At 71.9% G+C, this 18,216-nt stretch carries 18 protein-coding genes and 1 riboswitch; of the genes, 6 read left to right on the top strand and 12 right to left on the bottom strand.

The window, feature by feature from the left end:
- Positions 1 to 37: 37 nt before the first annotated feature.
- Positions 38 to 754, top strand: a complete 717-nt coding sequence (locus ABZ454_RS34580; protein WP_356318830.1) for an alpha/beta hydrolase — start codon at positions 38 to 40, stop codon at positions 752 to 754.
- Between the two features lie 72 nt (positions 755 to 826).
- Here the strand turns inward: ABZ454_RS34580 and ABZ454_RS34575 are convergent, their stop codons facing one another.
- Positions 827 to 1,714 carry a helix-turn-helix transcriptional regulator gene (locus ABZ454_RS34575; protein ID WP_359543501.1) on the bottom strand — a complete coding sequence of 296 codons (888 nt, stop codon included), beginning with the start codon at positions 1,712 to 1,714 and terminating at the stop codon, positions 827 to 829.
- A gap of 254 nt (positions 1,715 to 1,968) precedes the next feature.
- Between ABZ454_RS34575 and ABZ454_RS34570 the strand changes: the two genes are divergently transcribed.
- The 3 genes from ABZ454_RS34570 (at position 1,969) to ABZ454_RS34560 (ending at position 4,256) form a co-directional block, all read left to right on the top strand.
- Positions 1,969 to 2,985, top strand: a complete 1,017-nt coding sequence (locus tag ABZ454_RS34570; protein ID WP_359543500.1) for a zinc-dependent alcohol dehydrogenase family protein — start codon at positions 1,969 to 1,971, stop codon at positions 2,983 to 2,985.
- A gap of 81 nt (positions 2,986 to 3,066) precedes the next feature.
- Positions 3,067 to 3,477, top strand: coding sequence for a cupin domain-containing protein (locus ABZ454_RS34565; RefSeq protein ID WP_359543499.1), 411 nt, complete (start codon positions 3,067 to 3,069; stop codon positions 3,475 to 3,477).
- Between the two features lie 200 nt (positions 3,478 to 3,677).
- The gene (locus tag ABZ454_RS34560) at positions 3,678 to 4,256 is read left to right on the top strand and encodes a DNA starvation/stationary phase protection protein (RefSeq protein ID WP_356318826.1); all 579 of its coding nucleotides are present in this window, start codon (positions 3,678 to 3,680) and stop codon (positions 4,254 to 4,256) included.
- Positions 4,257 to 4,323: 67 nt separating this feature from the next.
- On the opposite strand, the gene ABZ454_RS34555 is transcribed toward ABZ454_RS34560, so the two are convergent.
- Positions 4,324 to 5,685, bottom strand: a complete 1,362-nt coding sequence (locus tag ABZ454_RS34555) for a peptidase C39 family protein (RefSeq protein WP_359543498.1) — start codon at positions 5,683 to 5,685, stop codon at positions 4,324 to 4,326.
- A gap of 185 nt (positions 5,686 to 5,870) precedes the next feature.
- On the opposite strand from ABZ454_RS34555, the gene ABZ454_RS34550 reads away from it, so the two are divergent.
- Together ABZ454_RS34550 and ABZ454_RS34545 are read left to right on the top strand one after the other, a co-directional pair.
- Positions 5,871 to 6,500 carry a hypothetical protein gene (locus tag ABZ454_RS34550; RefSeq protein ID WP_359543497.1) on the top strand — a complete coding sequence of 210 codons (630 nt, stop codon included), beginning with the start codon at positions 5,871 to 5,873 and terminating at the stop codon, positions 6,498 to 6,500.
- 359 nt (positions 6,501 to 6,859) lie between these two features.
- Positions 6,860 to 8,785: an AAA family ATPase gene (locus ABZ454_RS34545; protein ID WP_359543496.1), complete on the top strand. Its 1,926-nt coding sequence runs from the start codon at positions 6,860 to 6,862 to the stop codon at positions 8,783 to 8,785.
- A gap of 86 nt (positions 8,786 to 8,871) precedes the next feature.
- Here ABZ454_RS34545 and ABZ454_RS34540 read toward each other — a convergent pair whose 3' ends face one another.
- From ABZ454_RS34540 to ribD, 10 genes are all read right to left on the bottom strand, one after another.
- A complete protein-coding gene (locus tag ABZ454_RS34540) occupies positions 8,872 to 9,969 on the bottom strand; it encodes a hemolysin family protein (protein WP_359543495.1) in 1,098 nt (365 codons plus the stop codon).
- On the bottom strand, positions 9,966 to 11,330 hold the full coding sequence (locus tag ABZ454_RS34535) for a hemolysin family protein (RefSeq protein WP_356318821.1): 1,365 nt from the start codon (positions 11,328 to 11,330) through the stop codon (positions 9,966 to 9,968). Before ABZ454_RS34535 ends, ABZ454_RS34540 begins: the two co-directional genes overlap by 4 nt.
- A gap of 184 nt (positions 11,331 to 11,514) precedes the next feature.
- Complete coding sequence (locus ABZ454_RS34530; protein WP_356318820.1) at positions 11,515 to 11,967, bottom strand: PH domain-containing protein; 453 nt, start codon at positions 11,965 to 11,967, stop codon at positions 11,515 to 11,517.
- A 21-nt stretch (positions 11,968 to 11,988) separates the two neighbouring features.
- On the bottom strand, positions 11,989 to 12,837 hold the full coding sequence (gene hisG, locus ABZ454_RS34525; RefSeq protein WP_356318819.1) for an ATP phosphoribosyltransferase: 849 nt from the start codon (positions 12,835 to 12,837) through the stop codon (positions 11,989 to 11,991).
- Positions 12,838 to 12,897: 60 nt separating this feature from the next.
- Positions 12,898 to 13,170: a phosphoribosyl-ATP diphosphatase gene (locus ABZ454_RS34520; RefSeq protein ID WP_018524273.1), complete on the bottom strand. Its 273-nt coding sequence runs from the start codon at positions 13,168 to 13,170 to the stop codon at positions 12,898 to 12,900.
- 35 nt (positions 13,171 to 13,205) lie between these two features.
- A complete protein-coding gene (ribH, locus tag ABZ454_RS34515; RefSeq protein WP_356318818.1) occupies positions 13,206 to 13,691 on the bottom strand; it encodes a 6,7-dimethyl-8-ribityllumazine synthase in 486 nt (161 codons plus the stop codon).
- 45 nt (positions 13,692 to 13,736) lie between these two features.
- Positions 13,737 to 15,035, bottom strand: a complete 1,299-nt coding sequence (locus ABZ454_RS34510) for a bifunctional 3,4-dihydroxy-2-butanone-4-phosphate synthase/GTP cyclohydrolase II (RefSeq protein ID WP_359543494.1) — start codon at positions 15,033 to 15,035, stop codon at positions 13,737 to 13,739.
- A complete protein-coding gene (locus ABZ454_RS34505) occupies positions 15,032 to 15,676 on the bottom strand; it encodes a nicotinamide mononucleotide transporter family protein (protein ID WP_359543493.1) in 645 nt (214 codons plus the stop codon). The genes ABZ454_RS34510 and ABZ454_RS34505 overlap by 4 nt, the downstream gene beginning before the upstream one ends.
- Entirely contained in the window at positions 15,673 to 16,290 is a 618-nt protein-coding gene (locus ABZ454_RS34500) for a riboflavin synthase (protein WP_356318815.1), read from the bottom strand. Before ABZ454_RS34500 ends, ABZ454_RS34505 begins: the two co-directional genes overlap by 4 nt.
- The gene (ribD, locus tag ABZ454_RS34495) at positions 16,291 to 17,391 is read right to left on the bottom strand and encodes a bifunctional diaminohydroxyphosphoribosylaminopyrimidine deaminase/5-amino-6-(5-phosphoribosylamino)uracil reductase RibD (RefSeq protein WP_359543492.1); all 1,101 of its coding nucleotides are present in this window, start codon (positions 17,389 to 17,391) and stop codon (positions 16,291 to 16,293) included.
- Positions 17,392 to 17,548: 157 nt separating this feature from the next.
- Positions 17,549 to 17,679, bottom strand: a riboswitch (FMN riboswitch).
- Positions 17,680 to 18,216 lie beyond the last annotated feature (537 nt).

The following is an 18,216-nucleotide window of genomic DNA, read 5'->3' as shown; positions in this document are numbered from 1 at the left end:
CCAGCGTCCCGGCTCACCTTCTCCAAGGAGTACACGAATGGTCACCACCCCCACCGCCCTGCTCGTCCATGGCGCCTTCGCCGACGCCGGCAGCTGGTCCGGCGTCATCGCGGAGCTGCAGAACCAGGGCATCCCGGTGGTGGCGCCGCCGAACCCGCTCCGGGGCCTGGCCTCCGATGCCGCGTACATCGCCTCGGCGGCCTCCCAGATCGACGGCCCCGTCGTCCTGGTCGGACACTCGTACGGCGGTGCCGTCATCTCCGTGGCCGGCACCGCGGAGAACGTCGTCGGCCTGGTCTACGTCGCGGCCTACATCCCCGAAGAGGGGGAGAGCCTCGGCGAGCTGCAGGGGCGTTTCCCGCTCTCGGCGCTGGTCAGCAACCTCAAGGAGGCGACGTACCCGGGCGGTGACGGGGAACCCGCGGTCGAGGTCACCATCGACGCCGAGGCGTTCCCCGCGATATTCGCCGCGGACGTCCCGGCCGCCGTCACCAAGGTCCTGGCGGCAGCGCAGCGCCCGCTGGCCGCGTCCTCGTTCACGGAGACGGCCTCGGCCGCCGCGTGGGTGACCAAGCCGTCCTGGGCGCTCGTGGCCGGTGCGGACGCGGCGATCAACCCGGAGGTGGAGCGCTTCGGCGCCGAGCGCGCCGGAGCGACGGTGGTGGAGCTCGACGGCGCTTCCCACGCCGTCGCCGTCTCCCGGCCCAGGGAAGTCGCCGAACTGATCGGTGACGCCGTGCGCGCGACCACCTGACGCGGCCGTAGCCGTAACGCCTGCCGCGCGGACGTGCCCTTCGGGGTGGTCCGCGCGGCTTTCGCGTTGCGCTCAGCCGGCCGCCTGCCGCGCGATGGGGGTCGCCTCCTGGGTGGCGGCCCAGGAGGCGAGCAGGCGCAGGCCCTCTTCGGAGGGGGAGGCGGGTTCGGCGGTGTAGACGGTGAGGGTGAGGCCGGGTTCGGCGGCCATGTCGAGGCCTTCGTAGGCGAGGGTCAGTTCCCCGACGGCCTGGTGGTGGTAGCGCTTGGAGCCGGTGCCGTGGTGGCGGACGTCGTGGGCGCCCCAGCGGGTACGGAAGGCGTCGCTGCGGGTGGACAGCTCACCGACGAGGTCGTGGAGGTCCTTGTCGTGCGGGTCGCGGCCCGCTTCGGTGCGCAGGATGGCGACGACGATGTCGGCGGCCTGGTCCCAGTCCGGGTAGAAGCGCGGGGCGGCGGGGTCGAGGAACTGGAAGCGGGCGAGGTTCGCCTGGTTGTGCGGTGTGGCGTAGACGTCGTCGTAGAAGGCGCGGGCGAGCTGGTTGGTGGCGAGGATGTCCATGCGGCCGTTGCGTACGAAGGCGGGTCCGGCGGTGATCGCGTCCAGGGTCCACTGGAGGCTGCGGTGCGGGGCCCACTGGCGGGGGGTGCGGCGGCGGGGGCGGGCGAGGGTGTCGGAGCCGTCGGCGGCCTGGGCCAGCCGCAGGAGGTGGGCGCGTTCGGCGTCGTCGAGCCGCAGGGCACGGGCGACGGCTTCGAGGACGGCCGGGGAGGCGCCGGCGAGGTTGCCGCGTTCCAGCTTGGCGTAGTACTCCACGCTCATGTCGGCCAGGGCCGCGACCTCGCTGCGGCGCAGGCCGGGGACGCGTCGCCGGGGGCCGGAGGGCATTCCCGCCTGCTCCGGGGTGATCTTGGCACGCCGCGAGGTGAGGAACTCGCGGACCTCTTGAGTGTTGTCCACGCCTTCGACGGTACGTCTCGCGCACGGTCGCAGAGGTGTACTGCCGGTACACCTCTCGCTGGTGACTCGCTGGGCGTGCGTGGAGGGGGTTACCTGGATGACGTGGCGCTTTCCCGTCCGGCCCCGAACGCGGGCGGGCCGTGCGCCCGCATCCGGCCCGGGTCGGCCTCTCGCCGCCTGTGCCGGGCCCTCAACCGTCATCGGCGGCCGGTACGTCCCCCGGTACCGCTCGCCCTTACCTGTAAGGACCCCTCATGCGCGGAGCAGTGATCCACGCCCCCGGCGATGTGCGTTTCGAGACCGTGGACGACGCGAAGATCCTCAAGCCGACGGATGCGGTCATCCGCACGGCCGTGACCTGTGTGTGCGGCTCGGACCTGTGGCCGTATCGCGGTGCGGAGCCGACCGACGCGGCGCACCCGATGGGGCACGAGTACGTCGGCTTCGTCGAGGAGGTCGGCTCCGAGGTCACCTCGGTGAAGCCGGGCCAGTTCGTCGTCGGCTCGTTCGCGACCTCGGACAACACCTGCGCGAACTGTCGCAACGGTTTCCAGTCGAACTGCCTGAACCGCGAGTTCATGAGCACCTGCCAGGCCGAGTACGTGCGCATCCCCCACGCCCAGGGCACCCTCGTCGCCACCGACGACATCCCGGGCGAGGAGCTGTGGCCCGGCCTGCTGGCCGTCTCCGACGTCATGGGCACCGGCTGGTGGGCCGCCGACGCCGCCGAGGTGAAGCCCGGCTCGACCGCCGTGGTGGTCGGCGACGGCGCGGTCGGCCTGTGCGCCGTGATCGCGGCGAAGGAGAGGGGCGCGGAGCGGATCATCGTCATGTCGCGGCACGCCTCCCGGCAGGACCTCGCCCTGGAGTTCGGGGCCACCGACATCGTCGCCGAGCGCGGCGAGGAAGGCATCGCCCGGATCAAGGACCTCACCGGCGGGATCGGCGCCGACAGCGTGCTGGAGTGCGTCGGCACCGCGCAGGCCATGCAGCAGGCGCTGCACTCGGCCCGCCCCGGCGGCACCGTCGGCTTCGTCGGCGTCCCCCACGAAGTCGCCGTCGACGGCCAGGAGCTGTTCTTCTCCCACGTCGGCCTGCGCGGCGGCCCCGCCCCCGTACGCCGCTACCTCCCCGACCTCATCGAGCGGGTCCTGACCGGCCGGATCGACCCGGGCAAGGTCTTCGACCTCACCCTCCCCCTGGACCAGGTCGCCGAGGGCTACAAGGCCATGGACGAACGCCGCGCCATCAAGACCCTCCTCAAGCCCTGACCTCTCTCGGGCCGGCGTCGCCGTACGGGGACGCCGGCCCGGACACTGCCCGCCCCAAGCGCGCACTGCGAAGGAACGACCATGCAGATCACCCGAAGCTCGATCGACACCGTCAAGGGCCCGGCCGACTGGTTCACCGGCGACGTCTACATCGACCCCGTCGCCGCGGCCCCGGCGCCGTCCCGGGTCACCGCCTCCCTGGTGCACTTCATGCCCGGCGCGCGCACCCACTGGCACCGCCACCCGCTGGGCCAGACCGTCTTCGTCACCGAAGGCGTCGGCCTGTGCCAGCGCCGCGGCGGGCCCGTGGAGGTCATCCGGCCCGGCGACCGGGTCCTGTTCGAGGCCGACGAGGAGCACTGGCACGGCGCCGCCCAGAACCGGCTGATGGTCCACGTGGCCATCAACGAGGGCGATGCCGACCACGACGTCGTGCACTGGCTGACCCCCGTCACCGACGAGGAGTACGCCGCGGCCCCGCCCACCGTCTGAGCCCCGTCCGCACCGTGCCCGGCGCACCTGTGAGCCCCGGCGCCGCGGAGGACGAGGCGGCCAGGGGCCTTCTTCCGGCGGGCGCGGGGCGCGCTGTGCACGGACGGGCTCCCCCGCGTGCGCTGCGGAGCAAAGAGGGACTCCTCGCGCCGCCTACCGTCGCTCGAGTACACCCGGCACAGCACCGCAGGAGGCCCCTCATGACCATCAGCTCCCCTCACGTGAGCGGCAGCCAGCCGTGGCTCCACCAGAAGGGTGAAGTGATCCAGGAGTTCGGGACCGTGAAGCAGTTCCCGCTCGGCCTGTCGTACGAGGCCCGGATGTACTCGTGCCAGCGGCTGAACAAGGTCCTCGCGGACACGCAGATCCTCTACGGCCTCTACAAGAAGCATCACTGGCTGATGCGCGGCGCGACCTTCTACCAGCTGCACCTCGTGCTGGACAAGCACGCGGGCGAGCAGCTGGAGATCGTCGACACCCTCGCCGAGCGCGTCCAGTCCCTGGGTGGCGTGGCGGTCGGCGACCCCCGGCACGTCGCGGAGATCACGTCGATCCCGCGTCCGCCGGACGGTGTGGAGCAGGTGCCGGCGATGCTGTCCCGGCTGCTGGAAGCCCACGAGACCATCCTGATCGAGGCCCATGACGCCGCCGCACGCACCGCCGAGCTGGGCGACGACGGCACCAACGACCTGCTGGTCTCGCAGGTGATCAGGACCGGCGAACTGCAGGCGTGGTTCCTGGCCGAGCACCTGGTCGACACGCCGCTCGTCCGCTCCTGAACGGCCGCCTCACCCCGGACGCGTCACGCCGGCGTCCGGGGTGAGGCGACCGTGGCCCCGTAAGGGGCTACAGCAGGCCGAACGACTTCAGGACCCGGCGCTGACCCGGCGTCGGGTCCGAGGGCCAGTAGACGTAGCAGACCCCGCCCGTACCGCTTCTGACCTTGCCGTTCGCGTCGTAACGCTTCGTCCGCAGCCAGATGTTCTCCCACTCCTGCCGCAGGTAGACGTGCCGCACCGCCTCGTCGCTCGGCGACGCAGGGTCGTTGGCGATCACATCGCCGTCCCCGGTGAAGCCGATCACCGTCATCAGGTGGCCCGAGGTGCCGTAGCCCGCGCCGGTCAGTTCCGTCTTGAGGAACGACTGCGACGTTATGACCGGGATGCCGGCCCCGATCAGGGCCTCCAGGTCCTTCAGCGAGCCGAGCCGGGTCACCGCCGCGCTCATGTCCTCGTACGTCGCCGCGTAGGCGGCGTTGAACGGCCAGTTCCCGCAGCCCTCGTACTGGTTGTCGTACGTGAAGCGCGCCGCGTGGCAGACCTGCGGGTCCTCCAGTCCCGGCTTGACCCAGGAGAGGTCCTCGGCGCTGGGCCTGCGGCCCCAGTACTCGATGATCATCTGCGAGGAGGTGGGGCTGCACCACGCCTCGCCGCCGTTGTCGTACTCGGGGTACTGCCCCACGTGCACGTTCTGCGAGTACCGCGGCACCGGCAGCTCCCGGGCGAGGCCGGGAGTGGAGGCGGGCACGGTGAAGCGGTCGGGAACGTCCGAGGCCATCGCGCCCAGCCGCCACACGGTGGGGGTCGAGTCGGTGCCCGGTGTGCGGTACAGGGTCAGCCGCAGCCGGTAGGAGAGCAGGCGCAGACCGCTCGCCGCGTCGTCCACGGAGAAGGTGTCGGTCCAGATCGAGCTCTTGCCGTCGGTCTGGTCGTCGACGGAGGTACGGCGGATGTCGCCGTCGCCCGCGGCCCAGCGGCCCATCACGTACCACGGGGTGTCGGTGCCGTCCGAGTAGCTGCCCCGCAGTTCGATCTGGATCCAGGTGCCGGCGGGCGTGTCCGCGTTCCAGGACGCGATCACCTCGGTGGCCGGGACGGCGGAGCGGTGGACCGGTGAGGTCCAGGTGGCGTAGTCCCACGCCGCGGTGGTGCCGGTGTGCGGGTCGGTGTAGTCGGTGCGCCCCAGCGGGTGTCCGATCACCAGACCCGCCCGGCGGCCCGCGACGGCACGGGTCCCGGCGCCCGAGCCGCAGCGCCAGTCGGTGTACGTGGTCCAGGCGCGGTTGTCCACGAGCGAGGCGGCAGCCGTAGGTGCGTGGTGCGGATGACGTGACGGAGCGGCAGCGGCGGCGGCCGGCACCGCCGCGGTGCCGGCCGCTGCCGCGAGCGCGGCGGTGAGCACGGTTCTGCGTGAGGTCGGACTGGGCATGGGCGAGACCCCCGGTCGTCAGCGGAGTGGGGCTGCGGGTGCACGGCAGTGCCCAACTATTACGGGTCACCCGCCGTTTCGGCCAGCGATTCTGCTCGCGTCGACGGACCAATATGGGTCTGGACCACTGGCGTGACCTGCGGCTGCTTGCCGGGCTGCCAGGCACCGGCTCATAGGCTGGGGCCATGAACGACCTCTCGCGCCTGGCCGCACGGCTGCGCACCCTGCCGCCCTCCTGCGGTCCGGTCCGGCTGATCGCCGTCGACGGCCACGCGGGATCGGGCAAGAGCACGTTCGCCGCCCGGCTCGCGACGGAGCTCGGCGACGCCCCCGTGCTGCACCTGGACGATCTGGCCACCCACGAGGAGCTGTTCGGCTGGACCGGCAGGCTGCGGGAGCAGGTGACCGGCCCGCTCTCGCGCGGCGAAACCGCCCGCTACGCGCCGTACGACTGGACGGCCCGCGGCTTCGGGCCGCCGCGCACCCTGGCCCCGGCCCCGCTGGTGCTGATCGAGGGCGTCGGCGCGGGACGGCGGGCGCTGCGCCCCGCCCTCGCCCACCTGGTGTGGATGGACCTGCCGGCGGCCGACTCCTGGGAGCGGGGCCGTCGGCGGGACGGACCGGCGCTGAGCGCCTTCTGGGACGGCTGGACGGCCGCCGAGGCGGCTCATTTCTCGGCCGATCCCTCGCGCCCTTGGGCCGATGCCCTGGTACGCCAGTTGCCCGTGGGATACGAGTGGCTGGAGGGACGTCCTCCGACAGCGGGAACGAACCCTTCCGTCACCCACCGTGATCACTCCGGACCGCCATACTGAGCAGTCGGAAATCGGACCGGAAGTGCCTCAACTCTGCTTGACCCGGGGGCGGTACAGGTCTTACGTTCTCAATGTGCGGCTTTTCGGAGCCCCCGCAGACGCGAAGCCCCCGGTTGTTCCCCCGTGATCGGGGGCTTCGCTCTGTGCCCGACGCCCCTTTCCGGCCCCGGCGCACCCCCCTCCGCTTACCGTGGGTCACGGCCCGTCTTCGGCCTGCGGCGCCCTTAGTCGCACACTCCCTGCGCAGGTACGATGCCTCTCGGTGCGGTCAATTCCCGTCCATGGCACAGTGATTCGGCGCGCCTCGGCGGGCCGTCGTGCGACGGGACATCCTGGGGGCACGGTTGGTGGGGGACCTGATGGACAGCGGCACGCAGGGCGCACAGGCCCCGGCCGACCTCGCGTGGCTGCGCGGCGTGGACGCCTACACGATGGGCGCCTATCCGCAGGCCGAGGAGGAGTTCAGAGCCGCGGTGCGCCTCGATCCCGGCATGGCGGACGCCTGGCTCGGCCTCCACGCGCTGCGGGTCGACACGACCACGGCGCTGCTGCACATGTACCGCCATCGCGAGCGGTTCGGCGATCAGCGCGGGCGCCACCGGCGCACACTCAACTCGTGGTACTGGCTGGGCTGGTGGGTGCAGCCGGTGCTGGAGAGCCCGCGCGATCTGCTGCTCGCGCACGCCTCGCACTGGCTGGACGGCCGTCATGTGCCGGAGCTCGACCGGGCGTTGGCCGGCCTTCCGCCGGTGGACGCCGACGCTCAGGTCCGCTTCCTGCACGCCTGCCGCTCCTACCTCGTCAAGGACTGGGAACAGCTCGTACGCCATACGGAGCAGCTGATCGACGATCCGCTGCTGGGCATCGAGGCGGGCCTGTTCGGCGGGATGGCGCGGGTGCGGCTGGAGATGTACGGGCAGGCCGAGCCCCTGCTGTCCACCGCGCTCATGCGCTGCCGCAGCGAGCAGCCGCAGCGCAAGGAGCTGCGCTACTGGCTGGCCCGCGCGCACGAGGGCACGGGCCGCAGCGCGGCCGCACTGCCCCTGTACCGCGCGGTCCACCGCATCGACCCGGCGTTCATGGACACCTCCGCGCGGCTCGCCGCGATCGCGGACTACGACGGGCTGGAGGGCTCCGAGGAGGCGGCCGGCCTGGCCGCCGTCTCGCTGACCGGCCTGGGCGCCGACGGCACGTACGCGGAGGCGCAGCCCGACGGCGACTCGTTGCTGGGCACGGACCTGCTGGGCACCGATCTGGTCGACGGCAGGGAGCTGCCGCCCGGCGTCGAGGCGCCGGACCTGCCCGGCGTCGGGGTGCCTCCGGGCGGGGCGCGGCGGAAGACCGCGGTCCCGGGACAGTCCGCGCCGCAGCCGTTCCCGGCCGGGCCCAGTGACCCCGTGCTGCTCGCCGAGGCGCTGGCGGAACTGGAGCGTATGGTCGGCCTGGAACCGGTGAAGCGGCAGGTCAAGGCGTTGTCGGCACAGCTGAACATGGCGCGGCTGCGCACGGGCCAGGGGCTGCCCGTACAGCCGCCGAAGCGGCATTTCGTGTTCTCGGGGCCGTCCGGGACCGGCAAGACCACGGTGGCCCGGATCCTCGGCCGGGTGTTCTACGCGCTGGGCCTGCTCGGCGGGGACCATCTCGTCGAGGCCCAGCGGGCCGACCTGGTCGGCGAGTTCCTCGGCCAGACCGCGGTGAAGGCCAACGAACTGATCGACTCGGCGCTGGGCGGGGTGCTCTTCGTCGACGAGGCGTACAGCCTCTCCAACACCGGGTACAGCAAGGGCGACGCGTACGGCGACGAGGCCCTGCAGGTCCTCCTCAAGCGCGCGGAGGACAACCGGGACCATCTCGTCGTCATCCTGGCCGGCTATCCGGAGGGCATGGACCGGCTGCTGTCCGCCAACCCGGGGCTCTCGTCGCGCTTCACGACCCGGGTGGACTTCCCCAGCTACCGGCCGCTGGAGCTCACCTCCATCGGCGAGGTGCTGGCCGCGGAGAACGGGGACGTGTGGGACGAGGAGGCGCTGGAGGAGCTGCGGTCCATCAGCGGCCACGTCGTCGACCAGGGCTGGCTCGACGAGCTGGGCAACGGACGCTTCCTGCGCACGCTGTACGAGAAGAGCTGCGCCTACCGTGATCTGCGGCTCTCGGGATACGGGACGGTGCCGGGGCGGGACGATCTGGCGACGCTGCGGCTGCCGGACCTGATGCAGGCGTACGGCGAGGTGCTGTCCGGGCGGGGGCCGGTGGGGCGGGGCCGGCAGGAACCGCCCGAGGTGTGACGCTCCCGCCCCGCCGGGGCGGACTGTCTGCGGGCGCGGCCCCCGGCCCGCCGGGGAGGACTCCCGGCGGGCGGGGGCTGAGCCGGCTAACCGACCAGGGCGGACAGCTCGTCCGAACCGGTCTGCCGCTCGTCGGTGCGGCGGGGCTCCGAGACCCGGTGGGCCGGGTCCCGTACCTCTCCGACCAGCATTTCCAGTACGTCCTCCATGGCGACCAGGCCGAGCACGCGGCCCGACGCGTCGGCGACCTGGGCCAGGTGCGTCGCCGCGCGGCGCATCACGGTCAGGGCGTCGTCCAGGGGCAGTTCGGCCCGTACGGTCGCCATGGGGCGCCACACGTGCTGCGGGACGGCCCGCTCACCGTCTTCCAGGTCCAGGACGTCCTTGACGTGCAGGTAGCCCATGAACGGGCCGCCGCCCTCGGCGCAGACGGGGAAGCGCGAGTAGCCGGTGCGCACCGTGAGCTCCTCGATCCGGCGCGGGGTGACGGAAGGGTCCACCGTCACCAGGGACGCCCGGCGCAGGAGCACGTCGGTGACGGGCCGGCTGCCCAGCTCCAGGGCGTCCTCCAGCCGTTCCTGCGCCTCCGGTTCGAGGAGCCCGGCCTGTCCGGAGTCCTCCACGAGCCGGTTGAGCTGCTCGCTGGTGAAGACGGCCTCCACCTCGTCCTTCGGCTCGACCCCGAAGAGCCGGAGCACCAGCCGGGCGCAGGCGCCCAGCGCGGAGGTGACCGGACGGCAGAGACGGGCGAAGCCGACGAGGCCCGGGCTGAGCCAGAGCGAGGTCTTCTCCGGGGCCGCCATCGCCAGGTTCTTCGGGACCATCTCGCCGATGACGAGATGGAGGAAGACGACGAGGACCAGCGCCACCACGAAGCCGAGCGGGTGGATCATCCCGTCGGGCAGGTGCACCGCGTGGAAGACCGGCTCCAGCAGACGGGCGACGGTCGGTTCCGCGACGGCGCCGAGGGTCAGCGAGCAGACGGTGATGCCGAACTGGGCGGCCGCCATCATCTGCGGCAGGTTCTCCAGGCCGTACAGCACCTTGCGGGCCCGGCTCGACCCCGCTGCCGCCAGGGGTTCGACCTGGCTGCGGCGCACCGAGACGAGGGCGAACTCCGCCCCGACGAAGAAGCCGTTCGCCAGGACGAGGAGTCCGGCGAAGAGCAACTGGACCAGGCTCATCGCGCAGCCTCCAGGACGCGGCGGGACGGCGTGGCGGCCGGCGCGGGCGTGTCGGCCAGGCGCACGAAGCGGACCTTCTCGGCCCGGTAGTGACCGACCTGGCGGACGGCGATCCGCCAGCCGGGGAGTTCGGCCCGGTCCCCGGGGGCGGGGATCCGGCCGAGCAGGTCGGCGACCAGCCCGGCGACGGTCTCGTAGGGGCCGTCGGGCACGTCGAGACCTATCCGGCGCAGGGTCAGTACCCGGCAGCTGCCTTCCGCGTCCCAGGCGGGCCGCCCGTCCTCGGGGGCTGCTGCCGCCAGCTCGGGGCGGTCGGCGCCTTCGGCGTCGTGCTCGTCCCGCACCTCGCCGACGAGCTCCTCGATGATGTCCTCCAGAGTGACGACCCCGGCGGTGCCGCCGTACTCGTCGACCACGACGGCGATCGGCTGCTCCTTGCGCAGCCGCTGGAGCAGCTGTTCGACCGGCAGGGTCTCGGGCACCAGCAGCGGCGGCACGGCGATCCGGCCGGCCGGGGTCCGCAGGCGGTCCTGGGCGGGGACGGCGAGCGCGTCCTTGAGGTGGATCATGCCGACGACCTCGTCGATGCGCTCCCGGTAGACGGGGAAGCGCGAGAGGCCGGTGGCCCGGGTGAGGTTGAGCACGTCCGCCGCGGTGGCGGTGGACTGGAGGGCGCTGACCTTCACGCGCGGGGTCATCACGTGCTGGGCGGTGAGCCCGGCGAGCGACAGGGTGCGCACGAAGAGGTCCGCGGTGTCCTGTTCGAGGGTGCCGGCCTCGGCCGAGTGGCGCGCGAGGGAGACCAGCTCCCCCGGCGTACGGGCGGACGCCAGTTCCTCGGCCGGCTCGACGCCCAGGAGCCGCACCAGCCGGTTGGCGGCGGTGTCCAGCAGGCCGATCACCGGGCGGAAGACCCGGGTGAACCCCTGCTGGGGTCCGGCGACGAACCGTGCGACGTGAAGCGGCTTGGAGACCGCCCAGTTCTTCGGCACGAGTTCGCCGATGACCATCTGGACGGCGGCCGCGAGCAGCATGCCGACGACCACGCTGATGCCGGGGACGGCACCGTCGGGCAGACCGGTCAGGGAGAGGGGGCCGTTCAGCAGCTGGGCGAGCGCCGGCTCGGCGAGCATGCCGACCACCAGTGAGGTGATGGTGATGCCGAGCTGGGTGCCGGAGAGCTGGAAGGAGAGCTCGCGCAGGGCGTCGACGACGGTTCGGGCCCGTCGGTCGCCCTCGGCGGCGGCGCGTTCGGCGTCCGCGCGTTCCACGGTGACGAGCCCGAACTCGGCTGCCACGAAGAAACCGTTGGCGAGGATGAGAAGGAATGCCGCACCGAGGAGCAGCAGGGGGGTGGTCATGCCGCCGCCTCCGCAGAAGGGGCGGCGCAGGTACTACCGGACGATCCGTCCATTGCTGGAGGGAGTCACTCCTTGGGTCGCAGGAAAGCCCCGCCGGCCTCGGGGGCCTCTGGTGCGGGGCGGGGCGCACAGGGCGCCGCCACCCTCCAGAGTAATCAACGAGAGCCGGTACGGGGCAGGGGGCTCAGCGGTTGTCCGTGCCGGCGCCGTGGATATCGGCCAGATCGCGGAGCGTGCGGGCGTCGCGGATGGCCTGCGCCTTGGCGATTCCGGGCTGGATGCCGAGGGCGGGCATGCTGGTCCCGTCGCTGAGGTCGAGGAAGACCCACGGGTCACCGGCCCGCAGGTTGACGCGCACGATCTCCGCCCAGGACAGCCGCCGGCTACGGGTGAGGTTGACCACCGTCACCCCGCTGTCGTCCGCCACGATCCTGGGGCGGCTGAGCAGCGCCAGGACGCCGAAGAAGAGCAGCGCGGTGAAGACGAAACTGGCCCGCTCACCCCCGCTGAGCTGTTCCAGGGTGAAGGCGACGACGGTGATGACGGCGAACATCACCGCCCCGACGCTCAGCAGGACCACCCGGGTCAGGGTGGGCCGGAAGGTGACCGGCAGGGCGGGGGGTGCGGGAGCTGACATGGTCTTCCTCCGTCCCTGCCGTCAGAGGCGGCAGGCGTGGATGGCCGTGGTGAGGATGGCGCGGGCGCCGAGGTCGTACAGGTCGTCCATGATCCGCTGTGCCTCCTTGGCGGCGACCATGGACCGGACGGCGACCCAGCCCTCGTGGTGCAGCGGGGAGATGGTCGGCGACTCCAGGCCCGGGGTGAGGGCGACCGCGCGCTCCAGGTGCTCGACGCGGCAGTCGTAGTCCATCATCACGTAGCTGCGGGCCACCAGGACGCCCTGGAGGCGGCGCAGGAACTGCTGGACCTTGGGGTCGTCGCCGGGGGCGCCGGTGCGGCGGATGACGACCGCTTCCGACTTCATGATCGGCTCGCCGATGACTTCGAGTCCCGCGTTGCGCAGGCTGGTGCCGGTCTCGACGACGTCGGCGATGATCTGGGCGACGCCGAGCTCGATGGCCGTCTCGACGGCGCCGTCGAGGTGGACGACGGAGGCGTTGACGCCGACGTCCGCGAGGTGCTTGGCGACGATGCCCTCGTAGGAGGTGGCGATCGTCAGACCGTCGAAGTCCTGTGGGCCCTCGGCCGTGCCGGGCTTGGTGGCGTAGCGGAAGGTGGAGCGGGCGAAGCCGAGCTGGAGGATCTCCTCGGAGTCGGCTCCGCTGTCCAGCAGCAGGTCGCGGCCGGTGATGCCGATGTCGAGGCGGCCCGAGCTGACGTAGATCGCGATGTCGCGGGGGCGCAGGTAGAAGAACTCGACCTGGTTCTCCGGGTCGACGAGGACGAGTTCCTTGGACTCCTTGCGCTGCTGGTACCCGGCCTCATGGAGCATCGCCATCGCAGGCCCGGAGAGTGAACCCTTGTTGGGGACGGCGATGCGCAGCATGAGGTCGGGTTTCCTTTGCGAAAGGGGTGTGCGGGTACGGGCGGAGGGGTGCGGTCGTGCTCAGAGGTGGGCGTAGACGTCGTCGAGGGAGATTCCGCGCGCGACCATCATCACCTGGACGTGGTACAGCAGTTGCGAGATCTCCTCGGCGGCGGCGTCCTTGCTCTCGTGCTCGGCGGCCATCCAGACTTCGGCGGCCTCCTCTACGACCTTCTTGCCGATGGCATGCACGCCCTTGTCCACCAGTTCGGCGGTACGTGAGGTGGAGGGGTCGCCGTTGGCGGCCTTGAGCTGCAGCTCGGCGAAGAGCTCTTCGAAGGTTTTGTTCGCCATGATGTCGCTAAGAATACGGGGTCCTGGACCCGCACTCAGCGCCAGGGCTCGCTGACGGTGCGCAGTGTGGTGGCGGTGGCGACGGCGGCGGTGACCGCTTCGTGCCCCTTGTCCTCGTTGGACCCGTCCAGGCCGGCCCGGTCGAGTGCCTGCTCCTCGGTGTCACAGGTGAGGACGCCGAAGCCGACGGGAACGCCGGTGTCGACGGCGACCTGGGTGAGACCGTTGGTGACGCCGTGGGACACGTATTCGAAGTGGGGAGTGCCGCCGCGGATGATCACACCGAGGGCGACGATCGCGTCGTACCCGCGGCCGGCCAGCACCTTGGCGACGACCGGGAGCTCGAAGCTGCCGGGGACCCGCAGCAGGGTCGGCTCGTCGATGCCCAGCTCGTGCAGCGCGCGCAGTGCGCCGTCGACGAGCCCGTCCATGACCTTCTCGTGCCACTGCGCCGCGACGACCGCGACGCGCAGGTCGCCGCAGTTGCGTACGGACAGTTCGGGTGCGCCCTTGCCACTCATGTATCTGCCTATCTCGGTCGGGTGACTACTGGAAGTGCGGGTGGGTCACTGGTTGCCGCAGGTCGACACCGTGGCGGCGTCGAGCCAGGGCAGGTCGTGGCCCATGCGGTCGCGCTTCGTGCGCAGGTACCGCAGATTGTGCTCGCCGGCCTGGACCGGCATCGGCTCCCGGCCGGTGACGGTCAGGCCGTACCGCAGGATCGCGGCGGTCTTCTCGGGGTTGTTCGTCATGAGCCGCAGGCCTCGGACGCCGAGGTCCTTGAGGATCTGGGCGCCGGCCGCGTAGTCCCGCGCGTCGGCGGGCAGGCCCAGCTCCAGATTGGCGTCCAGGGTGTCGACGCCGCGCTCCTGGAGTTCGTACGCGCGCAGCTTGGACAGCAGTCCGATGCCGCGCCCCTCGTGGCCGCGCAGGTAGACGACCACGCCGCGGCCCTCCTCCGTGATGCGCCGCATGGAGGCGTGCAGCTGGGGACCGCAGTCGCAGCGCTGCGACTGGAAGATGTCGCCGGTCAGGCACTCGGAGTGGACCCGGACCAGGACGTCCTCGCCGTCCCCGATGTCGCCGTGGACCAGGGCGACGTGTTCGACCCCGTCCACGGTGGAGCGGTAGCCGTACGCGGTGAAGGCGCCGAAGTTGGTCGGCAGCCGGACCTCGGCCTCGCGGCGGACGGTCGGCTCGGAGGTCCGGCGGTAGGCGATCAGGTCCTCGATGGAGATGATCGTCAGCCCGTGCTTGCGGGCGAAGGGGACCAGCTGGGGCAGCCGCAGCATGACGCCGTCCTCCCCCGCGATCTCGACGATCGCGCCGGCGGGCCGCAGTCCGGCCAGGCGGGCGAGGTCGACGGCGGCCTCCGTGTGACCGTTGCGCACGAGCACCCCGCCGGAGCGGGCGCGCAGCGGGAAGACGTGACCGGGGCGCACGAAGTCGCCGGGGCCCGCCGTGCCGCCCGCGAGCATCCGGAGCGTGGTCGCCCGGTCGGCGGCGGAGATGCCGGTGCTCACGCCGTGGGCGGCCGAGGCGTCGACGGAGACGGTGAAGGCGGTCTTCATCGACTCGGTGTTGTGCTCGACCATCTGCGGCAGTTCGAGCCGGTCCAGCTCGTCGTCCTTCATGGGCGCGCAGATGAGTCCGCGGCATTCGCTCATCATGAAGGCGACGATCTCGGGCGTGGCCTTCTCGGCCGCGATGACGAGGTCGCCCTCGTTCTCCCGGTCCTCGTCGTCGACGACCACGACGGGCCGGCCTGCGGCGATGTCACGGATGGCCTGCTCGACGGGGTCGAGGGCGAGGTCCTCGGCCGGTACGTCGTGATCGCGGTGCAACCAGGTGGGCTGGGCAGTCATGCCGTGGCTCCTTTCAGAGCGGGTGTCCGCGTACGCAGCCACCAGTCGCGCATGCCCCACAGGACGAGGGCCCCGTAGACGACGTAGATCAGACCGGAGAAGGCGAGACCGCTGTGGAAGTTGAGCGGTACGCCGACCAGGTCGACGAGGAGCCAGGCGAACCAGAACTCGACCATGCCGCGGGCCTGGGCGAGCATCGCCACGAGCGTGCCGGCGAAGATGTACGCGTCCGCCCACGGGCTCCACGAGAGCGAGGGGAAGGCGGTGAACAGGCCACCGACCGCGAGGGTGCCGACGGCGGCGCCGCCGAGCAGGTAGCCGCGCTCGCGCCAGGTGGCGAACCGTACGGCGATGGTGCCGTCCTGGGCCTGCTGCCGGCCGCGGGTCCACTGCTGCCAGCCCCAGACGGCCACCGCGATGACGATCAGCTGCTTGCCGACGCTGCCCGCCTGGTGCACGGAGACGTTGGCGGCGACCAGCACGACGCCGGACAGCAGCTGGGCGGGCCAGGTCCAGATCGAGCGGAGCCAGCCCAGGGTCAGGGCGATCAGACCGATCGTGTTGCCGATCATGTCGGACCAGATGATGTGCTGGTCGAAGACGGTGAACGCCTCCGAGTTCAGCCAGTGCAGGGCACTCACTTGGACGGCTCCTCGGGCTCCTGCGCGGAGGTGCCGAGCAGCCGCTCGACGTACTTCGCGATGACGTCCACCTCGAGGTTGACCGGGTCGCCGGGCTCCTTGATGCCGAGCGTGGTCAGCGCGAGGGTGGTGGGGATGAGGCTGATGGTGAAGTAGTCGGGCCCGGCGTCCACCACGGTCAGGCTCACGCCGTCGACCGTGATGGACCCCTTCTCCACCACGTAGCGGGTCAGGTCCGCCGGGAGGGAGATCTTCACGATCTCCCAGTTCTCGGAGACCTTGCGCTCGAGGATCCGGCCCGTGCCGTCGACGTGTCCTTGGACGATGTGTCCGCCGAGCCGGCCGCCGAGTGCCATCGGACGCTCCAGGTTGACCCGGGAGCCGGTCGCCAGCGCGCCGAGGCTGGAGCGGTTCAGGGTCTCGGCCATCACATCGGCGGTGAACTCGTGCTCGCCGAAGTCGACGACGGTCAGGCAGACACCGTTGACGGCGATCGAGTCGCCGTGCTTGGCGCCCTCGGTCACGACGGGCCCGCGCAGGCGGAATCGTGAGGCGTCGCCGAGCTGCTCGACGGCGGTGACCTCACCCAGTTCTTCGACAATTCCGGTGAACACTCAGATTTCCTTCCGGGCGGGGCCGGGGACGGCGGTGATGCGCAGATCGGGCCCGATGCGAACGGTCTCGGTCACATCGAGGCGCAACGCCTGGTCGATGGTGGTGATTCCGGCGTCGGCGAGGGCCGCGGGGCCGGCGCCGAGGAGGACGGGGGCGAGATAGCCGACGACTTTGTCGACCAGTCCCGCCGCGACGAAGGCCCCGGCCAGGGTCGGCCCGCCTTCGAGGAGTACGGAGCGGACGCCGCGTCCGTGCAGGGCGGCGAGGAGAGCGGGCAGGTCCAGCCCGGGGCCGCCGGCCGCGCGCGGCAGCCGCAGCACGGCCGCATCGGGGAGGTGGCCGGCGTCGGCGTCATCGGCGACCGCGACCACGGTGGGCGCGGTGGGATCGAGGACCCGGGCGCCGGGCCGTACGGCGGTGGCGGCGGTGTCGACGACGACCCGCAGCGGCTGGACGGCGCCGTCGACGCCCCGGACACCGAGCTGGGGGTCGTCGATGCGGGCGGTGCCGGAGCCGACCACCACGGCGTCCGCCTCGGCGCGCAGCCGGTGCACGTCGGCGCGGGACTCGGCGGAGGTGATCCAGCGGCTGGTGGCGTCCGCGGCCGCGATGCGGCCGTCGAGGGTCGCCGCGTACTTCCACGTGACGTGCGGGCGGCCGAGGCGCACCGAGGTCAGCCAGGCGGCGTTGACCGCTTCGGCCTCCTCGGCGAGCAGACCCCGCTCGGCGGCGACCCCGGCGCTGCGCAGGGTGTCCGCACCGCCCGTGGCCTGCGGGTTCGGGTCGCCGACCGCGTACACGACCCGGGCGATCCCGGCCTCGATGAGCGCCTGTGCACAGGGGCCGGTGCGACCGGTGTGGTTACAGGGTTCGAGGGTGACGTAGGCCGTGCCGCCACGGGCCTTCCCGCCGGCCGCGCGCAGGGCGTGGATCTCGGCGTGCGGCCCGCCGGCGCGCTGGTGGAAGCCCTCACCGACGGGCTGTCCCGTCGCGTCGAGGACGACACACCCGACGACCGGATTGGGGCTGGTGGAGCCGAGACCACGGGCGGCGAGCGTGACGGCTCGGCGCATGGCGGTCGTGTCGGCTGCGGTGTCCACCGGGTCCTCCTGCCTCTTCGGGCACGGACTCCGGGGCCTGTCGATGACGACAGATGAAGCGGAACGCGGTACGAGGACGCCGATATGCCCGAAAAAACGGATGGATCGGTCGCCCGAAAACCATCCGCCGACGGCGGCGTACCCGCGAAACGGCCCGCCGCGCACTGCCTCCCATCCGGACTTTAACCGTCGGTCCAGGAATCTCACCTGGTCAACCGGCCGCTGGATGCGGACGGGTCGCGGACTATAACCGCCGGTTCGGAATTACACCGACCCCGGAGTGCGCTGCTGCTGGTACACGATCAGTGTGCCACGAGTGGGGGTGGCCCATACGGGTGAACACTGTGGAGTGGCTCACAAACAGCCGGTGACAACGCCTCTTTCCGGACACGGTGGCCGGGGCGGACCCGCCGTTCGCCCCGGTCGGGGCGCGGGCCCCCTGTTGCTCGCCCCGGTCCGGGGCGCGGGCCCCCTGTTGCTCGCCCGGGTCCGGGGCGCGGGCCCCCTGTTGCTCGCCCGGGTCCGGGGCGCGGGGTTCCGTCCTCAATCGCCGGACGGGCTTGATGTGGTGCGGGTGCTCCGCGGGGTGTGGGGTGGTCCGGGCTGCGGGCCCCCTCGTTGTTCGCCCCGGTCCGGGGCGCGGGGTTCCGTCCTCAATCGCCGGACGGGCTTGAACGGTGCGGCCTGCCCCGCGGGGTGTGCCCCTGCCCGGTGGGTGGGGGTCCGGGGCCCCTCCGGGGCGTCTCCTCAAACGACGAACGTTCCGCGGGTACGCAGCGGACCCGGGTATCTGTTCGTCGTCCTGCGGGGACTCCCCTGCACGCC

The sequence above is a fragment of the Streptomyces sp. NPDC005803 genome (assembly GCF_040630435.1).
In the GTDB taxonomy this organism is placed as follows: Bacteria; Actinomycetota; Actinomycetes; order Streptomycetales; family Streptomycetaceae; genus Streptomyces.
This window is presented reverse-complemented; position numbering and strand designations above follow the sequence as displayed.

What these genes read in the sequence shown, in the direction of transcription:
- ribH (WP_356318818.1), bottom strand. Translation starts at nt 13,691, where the DNA reads ATGAGTGGCAAGGGCGCACCCGAACTGTCCGTACGCAACTGCGGCGAC.
- ABZ454_RS34555 (WP_359543498.1), bottom strand. Translation starts at nt 5,685, where the DNA reads ATGCCCAGTCCGACCTCACGCAGAACCGTGCTCACCGCCGCGCTCGCG.
- ABZ454_RS34550 (WP_359543497.1), top strand. Translation starts at nt 5,871, where the DNA reads ATGAACGACCTCTCGCGCCTGGCCGCACGGCTGCGCACCCTGCCGCCC.
- hisG (WP_356318819.1), bottom strand. Translation starts at nt 12,837, where the DNA reads ATGCTGCGCATCGCCGTCCCCAACAAGGGTTCACTCTCCGGGCCTGCG.
- ABZ454_RS34520 (WP_018524273.1), bottom strand. Translation starts at nt 13,170, where the DNA reads ATGGCGAACAAAACCTTCGAAGAGCTCTTCGCCGAGCTGCAGCTCAAG.
- ABZ454_RS34535 (WP_356318821.1), bottom strand. Translation starts at nt 11,330, where the DNA reads ATGACCACCCCCCTGCTGCTCCTCGGTGCGGCATTCCTTCTCATCCTC.
- ABZ454_RS34530 (WP_356318820.1), bottom strand. Translation starts at nt 11,967, where the DNA reads ATGTCAGCTCCCGCACCCCCCGCCCTGCCGGTCACCTTCCGGCCCACC.
- ABZ454_RS34545 (WP_359543496.1), top strand. Translation starts at nt 6,860, where the DNA reads ATGGACAGCGGCACGCAGGGCGCACAGGCCCCGGCCGACCTCGCGTGG.
- ABZ454_RS34580 (WP_356318830.1), top strand. Translation starts at nt 38, where the DNA reads ATGGTCACCACCCCCACCGCCCTGCTCGTCCATGGCGCCTTCGCCGAC.
- ABZ454_RS34570 (WP_359543500.1), top strand. Translation starts at nt 1,969, where the DNA reads ATGCGCGGAGCAGTGATCCACGCCCCCGGCGATGTGCGTTTCGAGACC.
- ABZ454_RS34510 (WP_359543494.1), bottom strand. Translation starts at nt 15,035, where the DNA reads ATGACTGCCCAGCCCACCTGGTTGCACCGCGATCACGACGTACCGGCC.
- ABZ454_RS34565 (WP_359543499.1), top strand. Translation starts at nt 3,067, where the DNA reads ATGCAGATCACCCGAAGCTCGATCGACACCGTCAAGGGCCCGGCCGAC.
- ABZ454_RS34560 (WP_356318826.1), top strand. Translation starts at nt 3,678, where the DNA reads ATGACCATCAGCTCCCCTCACGTGAGCGGCAGCCAGCCGTGGCTCCAC.
- ABZ454_RS34540 (WP_359543495.1), bottom strand. Translation starts at nt 9,969, where the DNA reads ATGAGCCTGGTCCAGTTGCTCTTCGCCGGACTCCTCGTCCTGGCGAAC.